The organism is Parasphingomonas caseinilytica (assembly GCF_036663755.1).
GTDB lineage: Bacteria > Pseudomonadota > Alphaproteobacteria > Sphingomonadales > Sphingomonadaceae > Sphingomonas.
In genome coordinates, this window is record NZ_JAXOJL010000002.1 from 195,119 (window position 1) to 216,507 (window position 21,389).

At 65.4% G+C, this 21,389-nt stretch carries 18 protein-coding genes and 2 tRNA genes; 10 read left to right on the forward strand and 10 right to left on the reverse strand.

Going from position 1 to position 21,389, the window contains the following annotated elements; genetic code table 11:
• Positions 1-24 precede the first annotated feature (24 nt).
• The gene (locus U1738_RS07375) at positions 25-780 is read left to right on the forward strand and encodes an isocitrate lyase/PEP mutase family protein (protein ID WP_332788400.1); all 756 of its coding nucleotides are present in this window, start codon (positions 25-27) and stop codon (positions 778-780) included.
• Between the two features lie 186 nt (positions 781-966).
• Here the strand turns inward: U1738_RS07375 and U1738_RS07380 are convergent, their stop codons facing one another.
• Both U1738_RS07380 and U1738_RS07385 read right to left on the reverse strand, forming a co-directional pair.
• Positions 967-1,236 (reverse strand): DUF3297 family protein, encoded by a 270-nt coding sequence (locus U1738_RS07380; protein WP_332788401.1) that lies wholly within the window; start codon positions 1,234-1,236, stop codon positions 967-969.
• A gap of 82 nt (positions 1,237-1,318) precedes the next feature.
• Complete coding sequence (locus U1738_RS07385) at positions 1,319-1,711, reverse strand: hypothetical protein (RefSeq protein WP_332788402.1); 393 nt, start codon at positions 1,709-1,711, stop codon at positions 1,319-1,321.
• A gap of 106 nt (positions 1,712-1,817) precedes the next feature.
• Between U1738_RS07385 and U1738_RS07390 the strand changes: the two genes are divergently transcribed.
• Together U1738_RS07390 and U1738_RS07395 are read left to right on the forward strand one after the other, a co-directional pair.
• On the forward strand, positions 1,818-2,267 hold the full coding sequence (locus U1738_RS07390) for an EVE domain-containing protein (protein WP_443026992.1): 450 nt from the start codon (positions 1,818-1,820) through the stop codon (positions 2,265-2,267).
• A gap of 34 nt (positions 2,268-2,301) precedes the next feature.
• Complete coding sequence (locus U1738_RS07395) at positions 2,302-3,855, forward strand: cryptochrome/photolyase family protein (RefSeq protein ID WP_332788403.1); 1,554 nt, start codon at positions 2,302-2,304, stop codon at positions 3,853-3,855.
• Positions 3,856-4,035: 180 nt separating this feature from the next.
• On the opposite strand, the gene typA is transcribed toward U1738_RS07395, so the two are convergent.
• Both typA and U1738_RS07405 read right to left on the reverse strand, forming a co-directional pair.
• A complete protein-coding gene (gene typA / locus U1738_RS07400; RefSeq protein ID WP_332788404.1) occupies positions 4,036-5,874 on the reverse strand; it encodes a translational GTPase TypA in 1,839 nt (612 codons plus the stop codon).
• Positions 5,875-5,992: 118 nt separating this feature from the next.
• Positions 5,993-8,389, reverse strand: coding sequence for a TonB-dependent receptor (locus tag U1738_RS07405; RefSeq protein ID WP_332788405.1), 2,397 nt, complete (start codon positions 8,387-8,389; stop codon positions 5,993-5,995).
• A gap of 204 nt (positions 8,390-8,593) precedes the next feature.
• Between U1738_RS07405 and U1738_RS07410 the strand changes: the two genes are divergently transcribed.
• Both U1738_RS07410 and U1738_RS07415 read left to right on the forward strand, forming a co-directional pair.
• A complete protein-coding gene (locus tag U1738_RS07410; RefSeq protein ID WP_332788406.1) occupies positions 8,594-9,799 on the forward strand; it encodes a toxic anion resistance protein in 1,206 nt (401 codons plus the stop codon).
• Between the two features lies 1 nt (position 9,800).
• Positions 9,801-10,514, forward strand: coding sequence for a hypothetical protein (locus U1738_RS07415; RefSeq protein WP_332788407.1), 714 nt, complete (start codon positions 9,801-9,803; stop codon positions 10,512-10,514).
• Positions 10,515-10,815: 301 nt separating this feature from the next.
• On the opposite strand, the gene U1738_RS07420 is transcribed toward U1738_RS07415, so the two are convergent.
• The 3 genes from U1738_RS07420 to ubiA form a co-directional block, all read right to left on the reverse strand.
• Entirely contained in the window at positions 10,816-11,586 is a 771-nt protein-coding gene (locus tag U1738_RS07420; RefSeq protein WP_332788569.1) for a 3'(2'),5'-bisphosphate nucleotidase CysQ, read from the reverse strand.
• A gap of 10 nt (positions 11,587-11,596) precedes the next feature.
• Positions 11,597-12,943 (reverse strand): TldD/PmbA family protein, encoded by a 1,347-nt coding sequence (locus tag U1738_RS07425; RefSeq protein ID WP_332788408.1) that lies wholly within the window; start codon positions 12,941-12,943, stop codon positions 11,597-11,599.
• Between the two features lie 66 nt (positions 12,944-13,009).
• A complete protein-coding gene (gene ubiA, locus U1738_RS07430) occupies positions 13,010-13,915 on the reverse strand; it encodes a 4-hydroxybenzoate octaprenyltransferase (protein ID WP_332788409.1) in 906 nt (301 codons plus the stop codon).
• Between the two features lie 84 nt (positions 13,916-13,999).
• On the opposite strand from ubiA, the gene U1738_RS07435 reads away from it, so the two are divergent.
• The 4 genes from U1738_RS07435 (at position 14,000) to U1738_RS07450 (ending at position 17,372) form a co-directional block, all read left to right on the forward strand.
• Positions 14,000-14,164 carry a hypothetical protein gene (locus U1738_RS07435; protein WP_332788410.1) on the forward strand — a complete coding sequence of 55 codons (165 nt, stop codon included), beginning with the start codon at positions 14,000-14,002 and terminating at the stop codon, positions 14,162-14,164.
• Between the two features lie 76 nt (positions 14,165-14,240).
• Positions 14,241-15,092 (forward strand): EF-hand domain-containing protein, encoded by an 852-nt coding sequence (locus U1738_RS07440; RefSeq protein ID WP_332788411.1) that lies wholly within the window; start codon positions 14,241-14,243, stop codon positions 15,090-15,092.
• Positions 15,093-15,214: 122 nt separating this feature from the next.
• The gene (locus U1738_RS07445; RefSeq protein WP_332788412.1) at positions 15,215-15,955 is read left to right on the forward strand and encodes a 16S rRNA (uracil(1498)-N(3))-methyltransferase; all 741 of its coding nucleotides are present in this window, start codon (positions 15,215-15,217) and stop codon (positions 15,953-15,955) included.
• A 43-nt stretch (positions 15,956-15,998) separates the two neighbouring features.
• Complete coding sequence (locus U1738_RS07450) at positions 15,999-17,372, forward strand: glutamate--cysteine ligase (protein ID WP_332788413.1); 1,374 nt, start codon at positions 15,999-16,001, stop codon at positions 17,370-17,372.
• Positions 17,373-17,522: 150 nt separating this feature from the next.
• Here the strand turns inward: U1738_RS07450 and U1738_RS07455 are convergent, their stop codons facing one another.
• The 3 genes from U1738_RS07455 to U1738_RS07465 form a co-directional block, all read right to left on the reverse strand.
• Positions 17,523-18,812, reverse strand: coding sequence for a methyltransferase family protein (locus tag U1738_RS07455; protein ID WP_332788414.1), 1,290 nt, complete (start codon positions 18,810-18,812; stop codon positions 17,523-17,525).
• 557 nt (positions 18,813-19,369) lie between these two features.
• A tRNA-Gly gene (locus U1738_RS07460) sits at positions 19,370-19,443 on the reverse strand.
• Positions 19,444-19,537: 94 nt separating this feature from the next.
• Positions 19,538-19,624, reverse strand: a tRNA-Tyr gene (locus tag U1738_RS07465).
• Positions 19,625-19,772: 148 nt separating this feature from the next.
• Here U1738_RS07465 and U1738_RS07470 point away from each other — a divergent pair.
• On the forward strand, positions 19,773-21,383 hold the full coding sequence (locus U1738_RS07470) for a M20/M25/M40 family metallo-hydrolase (RefSeq protein ID WP_332788415.1): 1,611 nt from the start codon (positions 19,773-19,775) through the stop codon (positions 21,381-21,383).
• Positions 21,384-21,389: the final 6 nt, after the last annotated feature.

Consider the following 21,389-nt stretch of genomic DNA (forward strand, 5'->3'; position numbering starts at 1 on the left):
GCCAACGGGGCGGGAGTATCGTTCGTGATCAACACCTTTCGGACTTTCAAGGCGCTGCACGTTCCGGGCGATCCGGTGATCCTGTACAATGCATGGGATGTCGGATCGGCGCGCGCGGTGGCCGATGCCGGAGCGAACGCGATCGCGACCGGCAGCCTGTCGGTCGCGGCGGCGCAAGGGTTCGACGATGGCGAGGCGATGCCGCTCGATCTGGCGCTGGCCGGGGCGGCGCGGATCGCGGGTGCGGTCGCGTTGCCGGTGACGATCGATTTCGAGGGCGGCTATGCGGTCGATCCCGACGAGGTCGGCGCGAATGTGGCGCGGCTGGCGGCGACGGGCGCGATCGGTTGCAACTTCGAGGATCAGGTGATCGGCGGCGAAGGGCTGTATTCGATTGAGGCTCAAGCCGCGCGGATCGCAGGTGCACGGGCGGCGGTGGGCGAGGCTTTCTTCATCAACGCCCGCACCGACATCTTCCTGCAGGCACCGCGCGAGACGCATAGCGAAGAGATGATCGAGGCGGCAATCGTGCGGGCGCAGGCGTATGAGGCGGCGGGGGCGAGCGGCTTCTTTGCCGCCGGACTGGCCGATCTGACTTTGGTCGAGATGCTGTGCGCGGGCACCGATCTGCCAGTGAACCTGATTCCCCTGCCCGGCGGGCCGGACGTGGCGGCACTGGCGGCGGCCGGGGTAGCGCGGATCAGTTATGGGCCGCGGCCGTATCGCGCGATGCTGAAGCAGGTGGAAGAGGCGGCTCAGGCGGCTTTTGCCTGGCGGTAGGATGCGGCGTCACGCCGGAACACGTCGTTAACTCTAATCTTCGGACAATTACTCTTCCCCGGCGAAGGCCGGGGCCCAGTCGCGAAGGTCGAGGTTACGACGCGCAGCTCCAGCCAACTACCGTTTCCCGACTGGGCCCCGGCCTTCGCCGGGGAAGCGCCGGATATGACATCGCCGGCCGAACCCTCAACCCTCGGTCGGCTGTTCCGCGCCATCCGCCGGGCGTTCGAACCACGCCTCGACCGGGCCGCTATATTTGATCGTCAACGGGTTGCCTTTGCGATCGACCTTCTTGCCGAGCGCGACGCGGATCCAGCCTTCGGAGAGGCAATATTCCTCCACGTCGTGGCGTTCGCGATCGTTGAAGCGGATGCCGATGCCGCGCGACAGCTTCTCCTCATCGAAGAACGGGCTGCGCGGATTGGAGGACAGGCGGTCGGGGGGAGTGTCGGTCATGGGCGCTGCCTTTGGCGCAAAATCGCGCGCGACGCCAGATGCCAAAACGGCGCGAGGATATCTCCCCGCGCCGAATGTCCGATCAGTAGCAGACGCGGACCCGGACCGGACGTTCGTAATAGGGATCCCAACGACGCTCGGTGCGGCATTCGCGGTAGTAATCGCCACGTGGCGGATAATAACCGCGATCGTAATAGCCGTTATAACCGCGATCGTAATAACCATTATAACCCCGGTTGTAATAGCCGTCGTTGTAATAGCCGCGATCGTAATAACGGCCACGATTGCTGTTCGATGCGATCGCCGCGCCGATGGCCAGACCGGCGATCCCGGCAACCACCGCCGTGCCGTTGCCATTGCCGCGATGATAATAACGATCGCCGCGGTAACGCTGTGCTTCGGCCGGTGCCGCCGCGGTAATTGCAGTTGCGGCAAGGGCGACGCCCAGACCGGCCTTTTTCAAAATGCTGTTCATGTTCATACTCCTCATGCCAGCAAGCCACTTTTCCCTATCCACCGACAACGCGGGAACCGGCCAGCTTGTTGCAAGCCTTATACCGGCTGGACTGAACGGACGCGGAATGCGACGTTTAGCCGGGGTTCAGGCGGACGCCGCATCGGAGGAGGCCAGGGTGGCATATTGGCTGCTGAAATCGGAACCGGACAGCTATAGCTGGGACGATCTGATCGCGGAAAAGGCGACCGAATGGACCGGCGTGCGCAACCCCGCCGCCGCCCTGCACCTGAAGGCGATGACGGTCGGCGACCGCGCATTCTTCTATCATTCGGGCAAGCCCAAGGCGATCGTCGGCGTGGCGGAGGTGACGCGTACGGCCAGGCAGGATGGTGACGAGGCGCGCTGGGTTTCGGTCGAGATCAAGCCGGTGGAGGCGCTCGCCACGCCAGTCACGCTCACGGCGATGAAGGCCGAATCGATATTGGCCGGGATGGAAATGCTGCGTCAGTCACGGCTGTCAGTATCGCCGGTCAGCGCGTCCGAATGGGCCACGATCCTGAAGATGGGCGGTTGAGGACACAAGCGCGCGCGCAGTACGTTGTGCCGCGATGACGATCCTGATTCCCGTGCTTGGCGACCAATTGTCCGAAACGCTTGCCAGTTTGCGGGAGGTGGATCGCGCCGATGCGATCGTGCTGCTGATGGAGGTGCGTGCGGAGACGCACTATGTCCGCCATCACAAGAAGAAGATCGCGTTGATCTTCTCGGCGATGCGACACTTCGCCGACGAGCTGCGGCAGGCCGGTTGGACGGTCGATTACGTCGCGCTGGACGATCCGGCCAATACGCAGAGCTTCACCGGCGAGGTGCGGCGCGCGGCGGAACGGCATAAGGCGAGCAGCATCCGCATGGTGGCGGGGGCGGAATATCGCGTGCGGCAGATTCAGGACGAATGGGCCGACCGTACCGGATTGCCGGTCGAGATCCTGGAGGACGACCGTTTCGTCTGCCCCCTGAGCGATTTCTACACCTGGGCGCAGGGGCGGAAGGAATATCGCATGGAATATTTCTATCGCGATATGCGCCGCCGCACCGGCCTGTTGATGACCGCCGAGGGCAAGCCCGAGGGCGGGGCGTGGAATTACGACAAGGACAATCGCGAGACGCCACCGCGCGGGCTGAACTATCCCTCCCCTTCCCGCTTCGTCCCGGACGAGATCACCGATGCGGTGCTGACGCTGGTCGCGGCGGAGTTCGGCGATCATTTCGGCGATCTGTTGCCGTTCGAACTACCAGTGACGCGGGGGCAGGCCCGTCAGGCGCTGGCGCACTTCATCGCCACCGCCCTGCCCGATTTCGGGCGGTATCAGGACGCGATGGTCGCGGGGCAGGACTATCTCTATCACAGCATCCTGTCGCCGTGCCTCAACATCGGTTTGCTGTGCCCGTTGGAGGTGTGCGAGGCGGCGGTGGCGGCCTATGAACGCGGGGACGCGCCGCTCAATTCGGTCGAGGGCTTCGTGCGGCAGATCATCGGCTGGCGCGAATATATGCGTGGCATGTATTGGTGGGACATGCCGAAATTCGCCGGGCGCAACGCGCTGGCGGCGGAGCGGCCGCTGCCGGAATTCTACTGGACCGGCGAGACCGATCTGCGCTGCCTGAGCGAAAGCGTGGGGCAGACGAAGCGCGAGGCCTATGCGCACCATATCCAGCGGCTGATGGTGCTGGGCAATTTCGCGCTGATCGCCGGGGTCAGCCCCCAAGCGGTCTCGGACTGGTTTCTGGTGGTGTATTTCGATGCCTATGAATGGGTCGAACTGCCCAATGTCGTCGGCATGAGCCAGTTCGCCGATGGCGGCATGATCGCCTCGAAACCCTATGCCTCGGGCGGGGCGTACATCAATCGCATGTCGGATTATTGCGGGCGGTGCCGATACGACGTGAAGCAGAAGACCGGGCCGGACGCGTGTCCGTTCAACGCACTGTATTGGGATTTCCTGGCGCGCCACGAGAAGCGGCTCGCGGGGAATATACGGATGGGGAACATGTACGCGACCTGGCGACGGATGTCGGACGAGGCGCGGGCGGACTACCGCGCGAGTGCGGCGGCGTTTCTGGAGACGCTGGAGCCGGCGCGGGAGGGGTGGGCGCGGGGTTAGGGCACCCACGCGCTGTGCTTGCCCTTCGACAAGCTCAGCGCGAACGGATGTGGGACGGCGATCTTAAACTAGCCAGCGCCGCGGCAAAGCCGCGTCGTCGGTCCTCGCTTTGGCGAGGCCGGCCGGGCGGGCCTGGAGGCGCGCCGCAGCTTCGCTGCGGCTGGCCCGGCCCGCCTTGCCTTAAGCTGCGACCTTGGCGCGGCTTGCGCGCTTGCGTTCGTTCGCGTCCAGATAGCGCTTGCGAAGGCGGATCGTCTTCGGCGTCACTTCGACCATCTCGTCATCGTCGACATAGGCGATGGCCTGTTCCAGCGTCATCTTCTTCGGCGGGGTCAGGCGGATCGCGTCGTCCTTGCCGCCCGATGCGCGGAAGTTGGTCAGCTGCTTGGTCTTCATCGGATTGACTTCGAGATCATCCGGCTTGGCATTCTCGCCAACGACCATGCCCTCATAGAGCTGCTCGCCATGCCCGACGAACAGGATGCCGCGCTCTTCCAGCGGGCCGAGCGCGTAGCTGTTGGCCTCGCCCGCGCCGTTCGAGATCAGCACGCCGTTCTTGCGGCCTTCGATCTTGCCCTTGTGCGGGCCGTATTTCTCGAACAGCCGGTTCATGATGCCGGTGCCGCGCGTATCGGACAGGAATTCGCCGTGATAGCCGATCATCCCGCGCGACGGAGCCGAGAAGGTGATGCGGGTCTTGCCGCCGCCCGAGGGACGCATGTCGGTCATCTCGGCCTTGCGGATGTTCATCTTCTCGACGACCGTGCCCGAATATTCGTCGTCCACGTCGATGATGACGGTTTCGTACGGCTCGGTCTTCTTGCCCTCTTCGTCTTCACCGAACAGCACGCGCGGGCGGCTGATGCCGAGTTCGAAGCCTTCGCGGCGCATCGTCTCGATCAGCACGCCGAGCTGAAGCTCGCCGCGGCCGGCGACTTCGAAGCTGTCCTTGTCCTCGCTCTCGGTCACCTTGATCGCGACGTTGGATTCGGCTTCGCGCGCCAGACGATCGCGGATCATGCGGCTCGTCACCTTACTGCCCTCGCGGCCCGCCATCGGCGAATCGTTGACGGCAAAACGCATCGACAGCGTCGGCGGATCGATCGGCTGGGCGTGCAGCGGCTCGCTGACGCTCGTGTCGCAGATCGTGTTGGACACGGTCGTGGTGGTCAGGCCCGCGATCGAGATGATGTCGCCGGCATTGGCTTCGTCGGTCGGCACGCGATCGAGGCCACGGAAGGTCAGGATCTTGGAGGCGCGTCCGGTCTCGACGATCTTGCCGTCGTTATCCAGCGCATGGATCGGCATGTTGGTCTTCACCGAACCCGAATAGACCAGGCCGGTGAGGATGCGGCCGAGGAAGGGATCGCGATCGAGCAAGGTGACCAGGAACTTGAACGGACCGTCCGGATCGGCCGCCGGCGGCGGTACGTGATCGACGATCTTCTGGAACAGCGGGATCAGCGTGCCTTCGCGGCGCGCGGGATCCTCGCTGGCGTAACCGTTGCGGCCCGATGCGTAGAGGACGGGGAAATCGAGCTGCTCGTCGGTCGCGTCGAGCGACACGAACAGGTCGAACACTTCGTCCAGCACTTCCTGGATACGCTCGTCGGGGCGATCGACCTTGTTGACGACGACGATCGGCTTCAGGCCGAGCGCCAGCGCCTTGCCGGTGACGAACTTCGTCTGCGGCATCGCGCCTTCCGACGAATCGACCAGCAGGACGACGCCATCGACCATCGACAGGATGCGCTCCACCTCACCGCCGAAATCGGCGTGTCCGGGCGTATCGACGATGTTGATGCGCGTCAGCGTGCCGCTGCCGTCGTCCCATTCGATCGAGGTCGGCTTGGCGAGAATCGTGATGCCGCGCTCTTTTTCCAGATCGTTCGAATCCATCGCGCGCTCTTCGACGCGCTGGTTGTCGCGGAACGTGCCGGACTGGCGGAACAGCTGGTCGACCAGGGTGGTCTTGCCATGATCGACGTGCGCGATGATCGCCACATTGCGGAGGCTCATAGGGGTATCCGGTGCTTTTGCTTGAAGTTGTAGCGCGCGCCCCTAGCGCAAATGTTGCACGGCAACAAGGCACGCCGCGCGCAGAAGCGGCGTGCCCTGCCCGTGCTTCAGGCCGAAATCAGAACTTCGCGCCCAGTTCCACGCCGTAGAAGCGCGGTTCGCCGGAAATATAGCTCGGCGCGCCAAAGCCGCCGCCGGTGTTGCCCGCGTCGATCAGATAGCGCTTGTTGAACACGTTGCGCGCGAAAGCGCCGATCGAATAGCGGCCCCGCGCCAGTTCGATGCCGGCGCGGATGTTCGCCAGCACGTAACCGCCCTGGCTGATCGCCTCCGTGTTCGGCAGTTCGAAGAACACCTTGCTCTGATAGCTGGCAGAGGGCGTGGCGTAGAACTTCACCGCGTCGTTGATCGGCAGGTTCAGCGTCGCACCACCCGATGCGGTATAGGCCGGCTGCAGGCGGAAACGCGCGCCGGCGAAGGTCGGTGCGAAGGTCGAGTTCCTGTCGATCTTGCCGTCGATATAGGCGAAGGTGCCGAACAGTTGCAGCGCACGACCCAGGCGCAGATTGCCCTCCGCTTCCACGCCGATATTCTTGGCCGAGCCGGCGCTCTGCGTCGTGGTGACGCCATTGTTCGTCACCGAGACCTGGAAGCCGTTATAATTCTGATAGAATACGCCGACCGATCCGCTGAACGGCCCGACCTTGCCCTTCAGCCCGCCTTCGTAGTTCCACACCACTTCGTCCGGCACGATCTGCAGGTTCGGCACCACCACGCCGGCGACCGTCATCGCGCCGAGCTGCACCACCGGCGAGCGGCGGCCCTTGCTGACGGTCGCGTAGACATTGATGTCGTCGGTGACGCGGTACAGCGCGTTGACGCGCGGCAGGAAGGCCGAGAAGCTCTTCTCCGCCTCGAACTTGCGGCCATTGGTGTTGGCGGTGCCGAGCAGGCTGGTGTTGACGCCGACCGCCGCCAGCAGCACCGAATTGGGCTGGGTGGAGCTATAGCCCGACTGGCGATCCTCGATCAGCGCGCGGGCACCGATGGTGATTTCCAGCTTCGGCGTCGGGATCCAGGTCGCGTCGGCGAACATCGAATAGGTGTCGTTATTGCCGAAATTGGTGAACACCGCCGCATAGGGCACCTGAGTGAGGCGTCCGCCGCTCAGCACGCCGCTGGCGCGCGTCGCGGCGGGGATCGTGCCGTTCGGCGCGACACAGGACGTTCCAGTCGGGATGCCGTTGGCGTTCAGCAAATTGCGGAACGGCAGATAGGCACTCGCCACCGAACAGGCGATGTACGTGCCCTCCTCGGTCGAGAACGGCACGCGCTGCGAACCGTTTTCGAAGAAGGCGTTGAAGCCGAACGAGGCGCGATAATGATCGCCCGTGAAGTTGAAGCGGCTCTCATGGCTCCATTGATCGCCCTTCGCGTCCTCGGCGAATTCGAGATACCAGGCCGGGCCGCCATCGGCATCGAACACCTCGTTGCTGTCGAAACGGCGATAGCCGTTGACGCTGGTGAAGGTGATGCCCGGCGCGACATCGACCGAGACGGTCAGGTTCGCATCGTATACGTTGCGCGTCAGGCCAAGCTTGGCGTTGCCGAGCACCGCCGCGCTGTAGGGTGAGCCGGAGAGTTCGGCATAGCCGTAATCGCCGGTCTGCCCGCCGGTCGGCGCGAAGGCGCGGCTCTTGAACGCGGTGCCGGGATTGCGCTGACCATCATAGGTAAGGACGAGATCGGCGCGCAGGCTGCTGTTCGGCGTCCAGCGCAGCGAGCCGCGAATGCCACGCTGATCCTGGCCGTTCAGATCGTCCTGATCGATCTTGCCCTGATTCTGGTTCGGCACATTGGGGTCGCCGGCGATGTTGCGGACATAGCCGTCACGATATTTGTAGGCGAAGGCGAGGCGACCGGCGAGCGTATCGTTGCCGGCGTTGATGAAGCCCGACACCTGCGTGCGATTGTAATTGCCATAGGTCGCGTTGATCCCGCCCGAGACGCCGGGGCGCGGGGCGGCGGAAATGATGCTGACCGCGCCGATCGCGGCTGCTGTGCCGAACAGGGTGGCCTGCGGGCCCTTCACCACCTCGATCCGTTCCAGATCGAACAGATCCTGATACGCGCCGCGCGAGCGCGAGATGTCCACGCCGTTGTAATAAAGCGTCACGCGCGCGCCCTGCTGCGCCGAGCCGCTGTCCGACGTGATGCCGCGAATGACGATGCCGGGGTTGTTCGCGCTCTGCTCCTGAATGCGCAGGCCGGGCACGAACAATGCCATTTCCGACAATGAGTTGACGCCGATATCGGCCATGTGCTGGCCGGTCAGCGCGGTGACGGTGATCGGCACGTCCTGAATGCGCTGCTCGCTCTTCTGGGCGGTGACGACGATGTCCTCGCTGCCGGTCTCGACCGTCGGGTCGGGCTGGATCGCGGCTTGGGCGAGCGCGGCGCTGGACGTGCAGGCGAGCAGCGCGGCGATGCCGCCGCGGAGGAAAGATTTAGTCATGATGTGCGACCCCTTATGATGTGGGGCAGCGCCTAGGTGCGGCGCATTGCGACTTCGTGTCATGACGATGCGACTTTTGTGACAATGCTGTCAGAGCGCCATCGCGATGCTGCGAGCGGCGATATTTGCGTATTATTCATATAATACACTTGAACGGCGCGCGGTTCGCGCCCAAAATCGGGCACAAGCGTTCTGGAGATCGACATGGCGACCGCACCCGAAACTATCACTGCCGAACCGGCGCTGGTGCTGACCCCGCCCGATCCCGTACCCGTCGTCGCGCCGGAAAAGGCCGTCGGGCTGGTGCCGGTGGACGACACGAAGCGCAGCGAGCTGCAGAAGCGCGTCGAGACGTTCGTCGACGATCTGGTCGCGCAGGATGTGAACTCGCCGGAATTCGGCAAGCGCGTCGATGCGATCAGCGCGATGGGGCAGAAGGAAATCCGCGACGCGGCGGGGCAATCGAACCGTTTCCTGGACCGGCCGACCCGGGCGATGGATCAGGACAGCGGCGTGGGCAAGGATCTGGCCGAGCTGCGCCGCACGGTGGAGGATCTCGATCCGGGCCGGCGCGGCAACCTGACCGCGCCCAAGAAGCTGTTCGGCATCATCCCGTTCGGCGACAAGATGCGCAATTATTTCGACAGCTACAAATCGTCGCAGACGCACATCTCCTCGATCCTGAAGTCGCTCTCGGGCGGCAAGGACGAGCTGTTGATGGACAATGCCGCGATCGACGTGGAGCGGGCGAATCTGTGGACCGCGATGGGGCGGCTGGAACAGATGATCGTGCTGTCCAAGGAAATGGACGCCAAGCTGGAGGACAAGGCCAACGAGCTCGATCATAGCGATCCCGCCAAGGCCAAGGCGATCCGCGAAAGCGCGTTGTTCTACGTCCGGCAGCGGACGCAGGATCTGCTGACCCAGATGGCGGTGACGGTGCAGGGCTATCTGGCGCTCGATCTGGTCAAGAAGAACAATGTCGAGCTAGTGAAGGGGGTCGATCGCGCATCGACCACGACCGTGTCGGCGCTGCGCACGGCGGTGACGGTGGCGCAGGCGCTGACCAACCAGAAGCTGGTGCTGGAACAGATCACCGCGCTGAACACGACGACCGCGAACATCATCGATTCCACCGGCAAGCTGCTGAAAAGCCAGACCGCGACGATCCATGAGCAGGCGGCGAGCGCGACGATCCCGATCGAGGTGCTGCAGCGCGCGTTCCAGAACATCTACGACACGATGGATGCGATCGACACGTTCAAGCTGAAGGCGCTCGACAGCATGAAGACTACGGTCAACACGCTCGGCAACGAGGTGGAGAAGTCGAAGGGCTATATCGCGCGGGCCGAGGGTGCGGCGCAGAATTCCGGCACCGGCGGCGAGACGTTCAAGCTGGAGGCGCTTTGACGTGACCGACGTGGACCGCCAGATCGCGCGGAGTAGCGAATATCTCGATCGCACGCGCGAACGATCGGCCTCGCTCAACGCGCGGCGGCGCAAGCGGCAGGGCACCGCGATCATGACGCGGCTGGGCCGGATCGCGGCCGCAGACGTCGCGATCCTGATCGCGGCGCTGGTGGCCGGCTGGATCGTGCCGCTGGGGATCGGCGGCGCGATGCTGGTGATGGCCGCACTGATCGCGGCGACCTTGCTGCTGGCGATCTTCCCGTTGACGCCCGAGGTGAAGGCCGAGACGCTGGTGCAGGTGCCGCTGAAGCAATTGTCGCTGAAGACCGAACAATGGCTGGAAACGCAGCGCCCCGCCCTTCCCGCCCCGGCGCAGACGCTGGTGGACGGCATCGGCGTGCGACTGGAAGGTCTCGCCCCGCAACTCCAGACGCTGGACGAACGCGAACCGGCGGCGGCGGAAGTGCGCAAACTGGTGGGCGAACAATTGCCCGAATTGCTGAAAGGCTATGCCCGCGTGCCCACCGCCCTGCGCGGGGTGGAACGCAACGGCCAGACGCCGAACCAGCAACTGGCGGACGGCCTGAAGGTGATCGACGACCAGATCGCCGGCATGTCCGCGCAATTGGCCGAGGGCGACCTGAACCTGCTGGCGACGCGCGGGCGGTTTCTGGAGATCAAGTATCGTGAGGATGGGGTGGGCGGATCGGGCTGAACATCCGTTTCAAACGTATCTGGCGCGAGTCTCGACGGGAATGGAGGGGATTGGCCTCGGAACCGGATTAGCGAACTCATAAGCTGCGGCTCTGAAAAAGGAGAGATTACGTGGCTAAAGTTGCAGCATTCCGGTCGAAGCTCCCAGGAACCGGCGTCCATCACAACGACAACAGGTGCACCGTCGGCAATAATATCGAAACCTACAACAGGGTTTCGGGCAGCGGCGGATTACCGCTTTGCAAGACCTGCAAGGATCTTTGACCTGATGGCCGCAGGATAACGACGCGTTTCCTGCGGCACTATTTAGACAATGCCTTCGCCCGCTCGCTCAATCTTCGTACGGCCGCCGCGTGGATCCTCGGGGCGGTCGCCAGCACGCCGAAGGCTTGCGCACTGGGGGTGTTGAAGGCGAGCGGTTGGCCCAGCGCGTCCGTCACGGTCGCGCCGGCTTCGGCGGCGATCAGGACGGCGGCGGCGATGTCCCATTCGTGGCCCCAGCGGAGCGTGGCGACGAGGTCGGCGCGGTCGGAGGCGACCATGGCGATGCGCAGGGCGATCGAGTTGGGTTTTTCGACCAGCACCAGATCGCTGTCGACCTTGGGCAGCGCGTCGGTCGGCACGCGGGCGCCGGGGAAGATCGTGCGGTTGCCGGCGTGGATCGGCATTCCGTTCAGGGTCGCGCCTTGCCCGGCGGCAGCGCGCCACACTTCGTTGCGGGCGGGGGCGTCGAGCACGCCGATAACCGGCTGGCCGTTTTCGACCAAGGCGATCGAGATCGCCCAGCCGGGGCGGCCGCGAATGTAATCGCGGGTGCCGTCGATCGGATCGACCACCCAGACCTTCGCACAGGCCAGCCGATCGCGATTGTCCGCCGTTTCCTCGGACAGCCAGCCCGCCTCGGGCAGCAACGCTTCGAGCCGCTGGCGGAGCAGGGCGTTCACGTCGAGATCGACCTGGCACACCGGATTGCCGGGGGATTTTTCCCAGCGTGCGAAGTCCGTGCGCCATGTGTTCAGCGCGAGCGCGCCAGCTTCGGCCGCGATGGCCGCGATCTCGCCCCCCAAAGACATATGGGCGAGATCAGGCACCCGCGACCGTCATCCCGTCGATGCGCAAGGTCGGCACGTTGCTGCCGTAGCGGAATTCGAGATCGTTGGCCGGCGTGAGGTTGAGGAACATGTCGCGCGCATTGCCGGCGATGGTGAATTCGGCGACCGGCGTGGTGATCTCGCCATTCTGGATGCGGAAGCCTGCGGCACCCCGGCTGTAATCCCCGGTGACGCCGTTCGCGCCGCCGCCCATCAGTTCGGTGATGTAGATGCCGTCGGCGATGTCGGCGATCAGCGTTTCGGGCGGGACCAACCCGGCGGCCATGAACAGATTGCTGGTCGCGACGCCGGGATTGCCGCCGACGCCGCGCGCAGCGTGGCCGGTCGGCTCCAGTCCGAGCTGGCGGGCCGAGGCGCTGTCGAGCAGCCACGTTTCCAGCATGCCGTCGGTGACGAATTCGGTCGGCGAGACGGGCAGCCCCTCGCCGTCGAACGGGCGCGAGCGCAGGCCGTGCGGGCGGTGCGGATCGTCGGCGATCGTCACGCCCGACGCGAAGATGCGCTGGCCCAACGCATCAAGCAGGAAACTGGTCTTGCGGGTGATCGCCGCGCCGGAGATCGCGCCGATCAGATGGCCGAGCATCGACGCGCCGTTGCGCGGATCGAACACGATCGGCACCGCACCGCTCTTCACCGTGCCGGGATTGACGCGGGCGACGGTGCGTTCCCCGGCGCGGCGGCCGATCTCGGCGGGGGATTCAAGCATGCGGCGGTGGCGCGCGCTGTGATAATCGTAATCTCGGACCATCGCTCCGCCCTCCCCGGCCAGCACGCTGGCGGACACGCCGTAGGAGGTGGCGGCATAAGCTGCGGCGAAACCGTGGCTGGTGGCGAGCGCCCAGATGCTGCGCGACGCGGACGCGCCGCCGCCTTCGCTGTTGGTGACGCCGGAAACGGCGCGGGCGGCATCCTCGGCTTCCAAAGCGGCGGCCTTGAGCGCGGCGGGTTCGACCTCGCCGCCATCATCCAGATCGAGTTGGGGCACGTTGCCTTGCAGCAGGCGATCTTCGGGGGCGAGGCCGGCCCATTCGTCTTCGGGTGCCTCGCGGGCCATGGCGATGGCGCGTTCGACCAGAGCGTCGAGCGCGCCCACCGACAGATCGGATGTCGAGACGCTGGCGGATTGCTTGCCGACGAACACGCGCAGGCCGAGTTCGGCGCTTTCGGACCGGCCGACATCTTCCAGTGCGCCGAGCCGGACGGAGACGTCAAGCGCGGTATCGGCGGCGAAGACGGCATCGGCGGCGTCGGCCCCGGCGGCGCGGGCGCGGGTGACGATATCGGCGGCGCGGTCTCGGGCCTGGTCGTGGGTCAGCATGGGTGGGGACTTAGGGATTTTTGTGGAGAATGGAACCGCCTATCCTCCCCGTGACTGGGAGGATCATTAAAGCGTCGTGCCGACGACGAAGCAGGCGCAGAACATCAGGAAGCCGGCGAAGCGGTTGCTGCGGAACAGGCGCAGCGAAGTGTCGCCATTGGCGGGATCGAGCGTCAGCACCTGCCACGCCAAATGCACCGCCAGCGGCGCAAGCGCGACCAGGGCCAGCGGATCGGGCCGCACGCTCCACATCGCCGCAGCCCAGAAGAGCAAGGCGACGGCATAGAAGATCGCCACCCCGCCCCGCACGTGTGCGCCCATGCGCAGCGCGGACGAACGCACGCCGATCAGCGCGTCGTCCTCCCGGTCCTGCAGCGCATAGATCGTGTCGTAGCCGATCACCCAGGCGATCGAACCGGCGTAAAGCAGCAGGCCGGGAAATGTCAGCGCGCCGGCGATGTCGCTCCACCCGACCAATGCCGCCCAGCTGAACACGAGGCCGAGCCACGCCTGCGGCCACCAGGTGATGCGCTTCATGAAGGGATAGGCGGCGACCGGCGCGAGACTGAGCAAGGCGACGATCGCGGCGTAGAGGTGCAATTGCAGCAGCACCGCCAGCCCGATCAGGCACAGGATCGCCAGCCACACCCATGCCGCCTTCACCGACACCGCGCCGCTCGCCAGCGGCCGGCTGCGCGTGCGGGCGACCTGCGCATCGAGATCGCGATCGACGATGTCGTTATAGACGCAGCCAGCGCCGCGCATCGCGATCGCGCCCAGCAACAGCCACAGGATCAGATCCCAGCGCGCAATCGCCCCGCCGGCCAGCGCCACGCCCCAGGCACCGGGCCAGAACAGCAACCACCAGCCGATCGGTCGATCGAACCGCGCGAGCAGGGCGAACGGTCGGGCGGCGGCGGGCAGCAGGCGGATCATGCCGCGATGTTCGGTATCCGGCGTCATCGTGGCCATCCATGGCAGCGCAGACGCCGCTTTGCCAGAGGGCCTTGGGACGGCTATCCGCCATACTGTGTCGCGTAACCCGTTCTCCCGGCCATGGTAGGCCTGTCGGTCGCCGTCGGGCGCTTTTTCGAGGCGTTGTTCTGGGCGATGATGCAGGCTGCCGGGCAGATCGGCGCGATCGTACTGGCGGGGCTGTTCGTGCTGGCGGTGGTGGTGCGGCTGGTGTTGGGGCGCTGGCCCTGGCGGCGGCGACCTTGAGCCCCTCGTTTCGTCGCCGACATACTCTTGCGACAAATGCGACCTACGCAGCGCGCAACATCTCGAGGGAGCGGCCATGCGCGGAATTCTTGTTGCGACACTTCTGCTGACGGGCAGCGCAGGGATTGCGAGCGCACAGATTGCGCCGCCGGCGGAGCGGCCGGACGGTCCTCCGCCTGGCTTCGGGCCGGGTGGTCCGGGCGGCGGGTTTCGCGGGCGGGTGTTCATCAGCCCGATGGGGGAGCCGTTTCACGGCGGGCCGGGCGAGGATGCGCCGCAGGACCAGTGGTTCGCGCGGGCCGATGCCAATCATGACGGCGTGATCACGCGCGAGGAAATGGAGGCGGATGCAGCGCGCTTCTTCCTCGTGCTCGACCGGAAGCATGACGGCGAGATCGATCCCGACGATATCGAATATTACGAAACGGAATTGGCCCCAGAGATCCGCGTGCGTGGCGGCGGCGGGATGCCGGGCGGAAAGCGCGGCGGCGGAGGTCGTCCACCGCGTGGCGAAGGCGGCGGTGGTGGTCCGGGCGGCGGCATGGGGCGCGGTGGCGGCATGGGCGGCGGTGGTATGGGTGGCGGCGGCATGGGTGGCGGCCGGCGCGGCGGCGGCGGCGGCGGGGATGAGGCTTCGGGCAATGGCGGCGCGGTGCGCAACGTCGAGGGCAAGCAGGGCGCGGCGCGGTTCGGCTATCTCGATTTCCCAGAACCCGTCACCTCGGCGGATCGTAATTTGAACCGCGGGATCGATCCGGTGGAGTTCAGGCTGGCTGCGGATGCGCGCTTCGCGCTGCTCGACACGAATGGCGACGGGAAAATCGAGAAGCGGGAATTGCCGCGGATCGATACGCGGGGCGGCCCGGGTGGGCGGCCGGGCAAGCCGGATCGGGCGCGGCAGGAGATTCGGGAGCCAAAGGACGATTGATACGCCCCCTTCGCCGTTCGTCCTGAGCTTGTCGGAGGACGTGTTCCGGGACACGCCCTTCGACAAGCTCAGGACGAACGGAGGTTGTTCTATTCGGTTCGAAAAGACCCTAGAGCGGCCCAATGCCCGCTACCCCCGCCTGGCCGCCGCAATCCACGCCGCGCCTGTTCGTCGAGGGCGAACTCGCGCCCGGCCCGTTACGCATCGATGGTCCGCAAGCGCATTATCTCGTGTCGGTGATGCGGATGAAGGCGGGCGATCCGGTCAAATTGTTCGACGATGCGACCGGCGAATGGCTCGCGGTCGCCAATATGGTCGGGCGGCGCGATGTGATGCTCGACGTGACCGAGCGGTTGCGGGAGCGTGAGGCGGTGCCCGATCTGTGGCTGTGCGCCGCGCCGCTCAAGAAAGGGCGGATCGACTGGATGGTCGAGAAAGCGTGCGAACTGGGCGTCGCGCGGATCGTGCCGGTGATCACGCGCCGCGCGGTGGTCGACAAGCCCAAGGCCGAGCGGTTGCGCGCGCACATGATCGAAGCGGCGGAGCAATGCGGGCGGACCGCGATTCCCGAATTGGCCGAGACGGTGAAGCTGGCGGCGCTGCTGCGCGACTGGCCGGCGGGGCGGACGTTGTTCTTCGCCGACGAGGCGGGCGGCGTGCCGGCTTTCGCGGCGATGCAGGCGGGCGGCGATGCGGCGGCGATCCTGATCGGGCCGGAGGGCGGCTTCGACGACGAGGAGCGCGCGGCGATCAAGGCAGTGCCGGGCGCGATCGGCGTGTCGCTGGGGCCGCGAATCCTGCGCGCGGATACCGCGGCGGCGGCGGCGGTGAGCGTGTGGATGGCGGCGCGCGGGGATTGGTGAGGCACCACTAGCGCCCTACCCTGCCCGCCGCTACATGGCGGCCATGACGACCAGCACTCCGCCCAAGAAGATTTCGCCGACCATCGAGTCGCGCGATCAGTTGATCGCCAGCTTCGCACGCGGCGAGAAGCCGGCGGCGGACTGGCGCATCGGCACCGAGCACGAGAAGTTCGTCTACGCGCTCTCCGATCATCACGCGCCGAGCTATGACGAGTCGGGCGGCATCCGCGATCTGCTGAAGGCGCTGGAGGCCTATGGTTGGAAGCCCGTGATCGAGGGCGGGAACGTGATCGCCTTGTCCGGCGCGGACGGATCGGTCAGCCTGGAGCCGGCGGGGCAGTTCGAACTGTCGGGCGCGCCGCTCGAGAATTTGCACCAGACCTGCGCCGAAACCGGCCGGCATCTGGAGCAGATCAAGGCGATCGGCGCGAAGTTCGGCATCGGGTTCCTGGGCCTCGGCATGTGGCCGGACAAGACGCGCGCGGAGCTGCCGCGCATGCCCAAGGGTCGGTATGGCATCATGCTGAACCACATGCCGCGCGTCGGCACGATGGGCCTCGACATGATGCTGCGCACCTGCACGATCCAGGTGAACCTCGATTATGCGACCGAGGCGGACATGGCGAAGAAGTTCCGTGTGGGCCTCGCGTTGCAGCCGCTGGCGACGGCGTTCTTCGCGAACTCGCCGTTCACGGAAGGGCGGCCGAACGGCATGCTGAGCTATCGCAGCCATATCTGGTCGGACACCGATCCGGCGCGCACCGGCATGCTGCCGTTCGTGTTCGAGGATGGTTTCGGGTATGAACGCTATGCCGACTATGCGCTCGATGTGCCGATGTACTTCGTCTATCGCGAGGGCCGGTATATCGACGCGGCGGGGCTGTCGTTTCGCGATTTCCTGAAGGGTGAACTGTCGGTCCTGCCGGGCGAGAAGCCCACGCTGGACGACTGGACCGACCATCTATCGACCGCCTTCCCGGAAGTGCGGCTGAAGACGTTCCTGGAAATGCGCGGTGCCGATGGCGGCCCGTGGAACAAGATCTGCGCGTTGCCGGCCTTCTGGGTCGGGCTGTTGTACGATCAGGGTGCGCTGGATGCGGCGTGGGACGTCGTGAAGAGCTGGACGATCGAGGAACGTCAGGCTTTGCGCGATGCGGTGCCGAAGCTGGGGCTGGACGCGCCGATCGCAGGTGGCGGCAAGCTGCGCGATATCGCGGGGGAGGTGCTGGACATCGCCAATGCCGGGCTGACGGCGCGGGCACGGCTGGATGCCGGTGGCAGCAACGAGACCGGCTTTCTCGATCCACTGCGCGAGGTGGTGCGGAGCGGCAAGGTGCCGGCGGAGGTGCTGTTGGAGAAGTATCACGGCGTCTGGGGCGGTGATGTTTCGAAGGTCTACGACGAACTGACGTTTTGAGCCCATCTAAAGCTCCCTCCCCTTCAGGGGAGGGGTTGGGGTGGGGCCGTGCCGCAAGAACATAGGCAGGGCTCAATGAGACTGAGACGCCCCACCCCAACCCCTCCCCTGAAGGGGAGGGGCTAAGTTTGGGTCAGGCCTTTCGCCCCATCACCCACCTCGTCCCACAACCCAACCAAAAAACCGCGGCACCAAGCCATTGCGCGCCATCCATGCGCTGTACTCGCGGTACGCGGGGTCTAGCCCGAGATGCATCTCCTCGGTGCGGGCGCGCCAGTAATAGATGCCCGCCACCAGCCCCATCAGGATCGTCGCGCGGGCCGCGTCGGTCAGCGAGCCGGTGGTGAGGAACGGGATGGTCGAGATCATCCAGAACAGATTCTTCGACAGATAGGCGGGATGCTTTGAGAAGGCATACGGTCCGTGCGTCAGGATGCCGCGATTGGTGAGGTTGGAGAAGCGGAAGCCGAACGCCATCGTCGCCCAGGCATAGATCGCGGTCAGCCCCACCAGCACCGCGCCGAACAGCGTCAGGATCACCGGATGCCCGGCGAACCAGTACGACCATTCCGACGTGCCGGGATGATAATCGAACGGCCCGCCCGGCCCCATCAGGATGAACGGCGGGTAGCAGATGAGCGCCGCCATCCAGCCCGCCGCATAAGGCGTGGCGGTGCGGATGTGCGAGTCGAGCGGCTTGAGCGCGAGGATGTACCCCGCCGTCGCGAAGGCGACGTCGATCATGAACATGAAGGTGATGAGCCAGTTGGACAGCGCGACGGGATCGCTGAGCACCCGGCTGGTATCGCCGCGGATGAACTCGCCGAAGCCGGGCGGGACGATCGCCAGCATGAAGGCGGTGAAGAACGCCTTCACGCCCCAGCTGCGCAGGTGATTGTGGATCGCGGCGGTGTCGGTCGGTTCGTTCAGGCCCATCAGCCACGCGCCGAACGCCCAGCATCCGTCCTTCGGATCGATCGCACGGCGGTCCAGCCAGAGGATGTAGGGGATGGACACCGCGAACAGCACCGGCGCGGCGCGCGTGAAGCACCACATCGAGAATTGGAAGTTACCCTCCCAATAGAAGCGGCCCGTGGCATAGATCAGGCCGATCGCCGCCCAGGTCGCCCACAGGCCGGCCAGCTTGGTCAGGCTGATGTCGATCGTCTCGCGCCACGGCCGGGCATGATCCCAGTCGAAGCCGGTGGAGGGATTGCGGTGGACCTTGTCGACCAGCACCGCCCACAGCATCATCGGCACGCCGCACGCCGCGACGTTCAGCAACGCGGCATACGGGCCATCCATCTGGAAATACCGCGCGACCCCGACCCAGGCCAGCAGCCCGGCCAGACCGGCCAGCCCACACCCGGTGCTGACGGCGGAGACGGGGCGCGGATCGGCGGTGCGGACCGCGCGCGCCAAAGCGGGATCGTGAAACATGGCCGCCGCTCTAGCGCGACAATGGTAAGCAAGCCGTGAAGGATGTTCGCGACGACCGGACGCCGGCTCGCTCACGAGTGCAAAAAACGCAATCGCACTGCATCGTTTCGCACTTGCACCAAATCATGCTGCGCTGCACAAAGGGGGTGCCTTTCAGGCATCCTCTCCTAAAACTTTCATGGGCCGGCCTTTTATAGGGCTGGCCCCTTTTTTTTGCGCGTGATTTCGGATAGGCCTCGCCACGCTGTCGTCACGCCGAACAATAAAAACAATGTTCGTGGAGTGGAGCCAGCCGGGTCAGACCGGCACCGGCGCGATTGCAGTGTGGGGGATCGAGCTTGCCATGAGCGCTCTCCCCCACGTTCGTCGCTATTCGATATTCCATAAAATCGTTCGTGCCGAGCTTGTCGAAGCCCGGCCCTCCTGATCCTTCGGCAATGCATTGCGCGGCGCAGAAAAGCAGCCCTTCGACAGGCTCAGGGCGAACGGGGTTGGGTTGGCGCCGATACCGACAGGTCAGCACTATGTGCGCTGCTTCGGAGCATTCTTTATGGGGATGGAGCGGGTAACGGGAATCGAACCCGTGTATTCAGCTTGGAAGGCTGCTGCACTACCATTGTGCTATACCCGCGCTATCGGACCGAGTGCCACGAACGCGGCATCGCGGTCAACATTTCGCTTGGACGATACCGGCCCGGATACGCGCCGGAACCTCCGGCGGGGTATGGTGGACAGGGTAGGGTTCGAACCTACGTAGGAGAAACTCCGGCAGATTTACAGTCTGCTGCCTTTAACCACTCGGCCACCTGTCCAGGTGTCGCCCGAAAAGCGAGGCGGTCCCCTGCCAAGCCGGGAGGCCCCTGTCAACGCCCGTTCGTACGCGGCGGTGAAAGCTTGCACCGCGCGGCCCCCGCGAATAGCGTGCGCAACATTGTTGCTTCCGTTCGGACAGGTGTTTCCATGCGCTCGAATCTCCTCGCCGCCGTCGCGGCCATCGCCATCGTGTCGCCGGCGTTCGCGCAGAGCGTGGACCGCAGCCAGGCGACGCGCATCATCGACGAAGGAACGTCGCACAGCGAGGTGATGGTGACGGCGCAGCATCTGGCCGACGTGATCGGCCCGCGGCTGACCAATTCGCCGTCGATGCGCGTCGCGGAAGGGTGGACGCAGGAGCAGTTCGCGAAATGGGGGCTGAAGAACGTCCATAAGGAAGGGTTCGAATTCGGCCGGGGCTGGTCGATCGTTTCCAGCAGCGTGAAGATGGTCTCACCGCGCCCGATCCAGCTCGTCGCGATCCCGATCGCCTGGTCGCCTTCGACCAACGGCACGATCAGCGCGCCGGTGATCGTCGCGCCGATCCGCCGCGAGCGCGATTTCGACAAATATCGCGGGCAATTGAAGGGCAGGATCGTGATGATCACTCTGCCCAACACCGGCAGCGAACCGAAGGAGGCACCGTTCCAGCGCCTGACCTCCGAGGATATCTCGAAGCTCGATCAATATCGCCAGCCGACCTACGACCCCGCCGCGATCGACCGCCGGCTGAAGCGCGTCGATTACGCCAAGAAGCTCGACGCGTTCCTGAAGAGCGAAGGCGCGGTCGCTTATGCGACGATGGCGTATCGCGACGGCAAGCTGGTGAGCGGCGAGGGTTCGCTGTTCGGCGTCGGCGACACGGCCACGGTGCCGGGCGTGCAGATCGCGGCAGAGGATTACCGCCGGCTCGCGCGCCTCGCCAAGGTCGGCCCGGCCCCGGTGGTCGAGATCAACAGCGACGTGCGCTTCGACGATAGCGACAGCAAGGCGTACAACATCATCGCCGAAATCCCCGGCACCGATCCCAAGGCGGGATATGTGATGGCCGGCGCGCATCTCGATTCGTGGGTCGCGGGCGACGGCGCGGCGGATAACGGCGCGGGCACGGCGATGATCATGGAGGCGGCGCGCATCCTGTCCGCCACCGGAATCCGCCCGAAGCGCACGATCCGCTTCGCCTTGTGGGTCGGCGAGGAACAGGGGCTGCTCGGCAGCCTCGCGTATATCAATGCGCATCTGGCGACGCGCGGTCTACCGAACGATCCACCGCAGCCGGGTGGCAAATGGTATTCCAACTGGGCGAACCGCTGGCCGGTGAACCCCAAGCCGGGTTACGGCGACCTCGCAGCGTATTTCAACCTCGACAATGGCTCCGGCAAGGTGCGCGGCATCTATGTCGAGAACAATCCCGCCGTGGTGCCGATCTTCCGCGACTGGCTCGCCCCCTTCGGCCCGATGGGCGCGAAGGACGTGGTGATCCAGAAGACCGGCGGCACCGATCACGTCTATATGCAGGCGATTGGCCTGTCCGGCTTCCAGTTCATCCAGGATCCGCTGGATTACGACACCCGCGTGCACCATTCGAGCATCGACACGTTCGATCATTTGAAGGGCGACGATCTGCGCCAGGGATCGATCGTGCTGGCATCGTTCCTCGCCAATGCCGCCAATGCGGACAAGGCGCTGCCGCGTCCGCCATTGCCGACCAAGCCGGCGGTGACCGATCCGTTCGCGTATAGTGACGACGAGGATTGAGCGTGA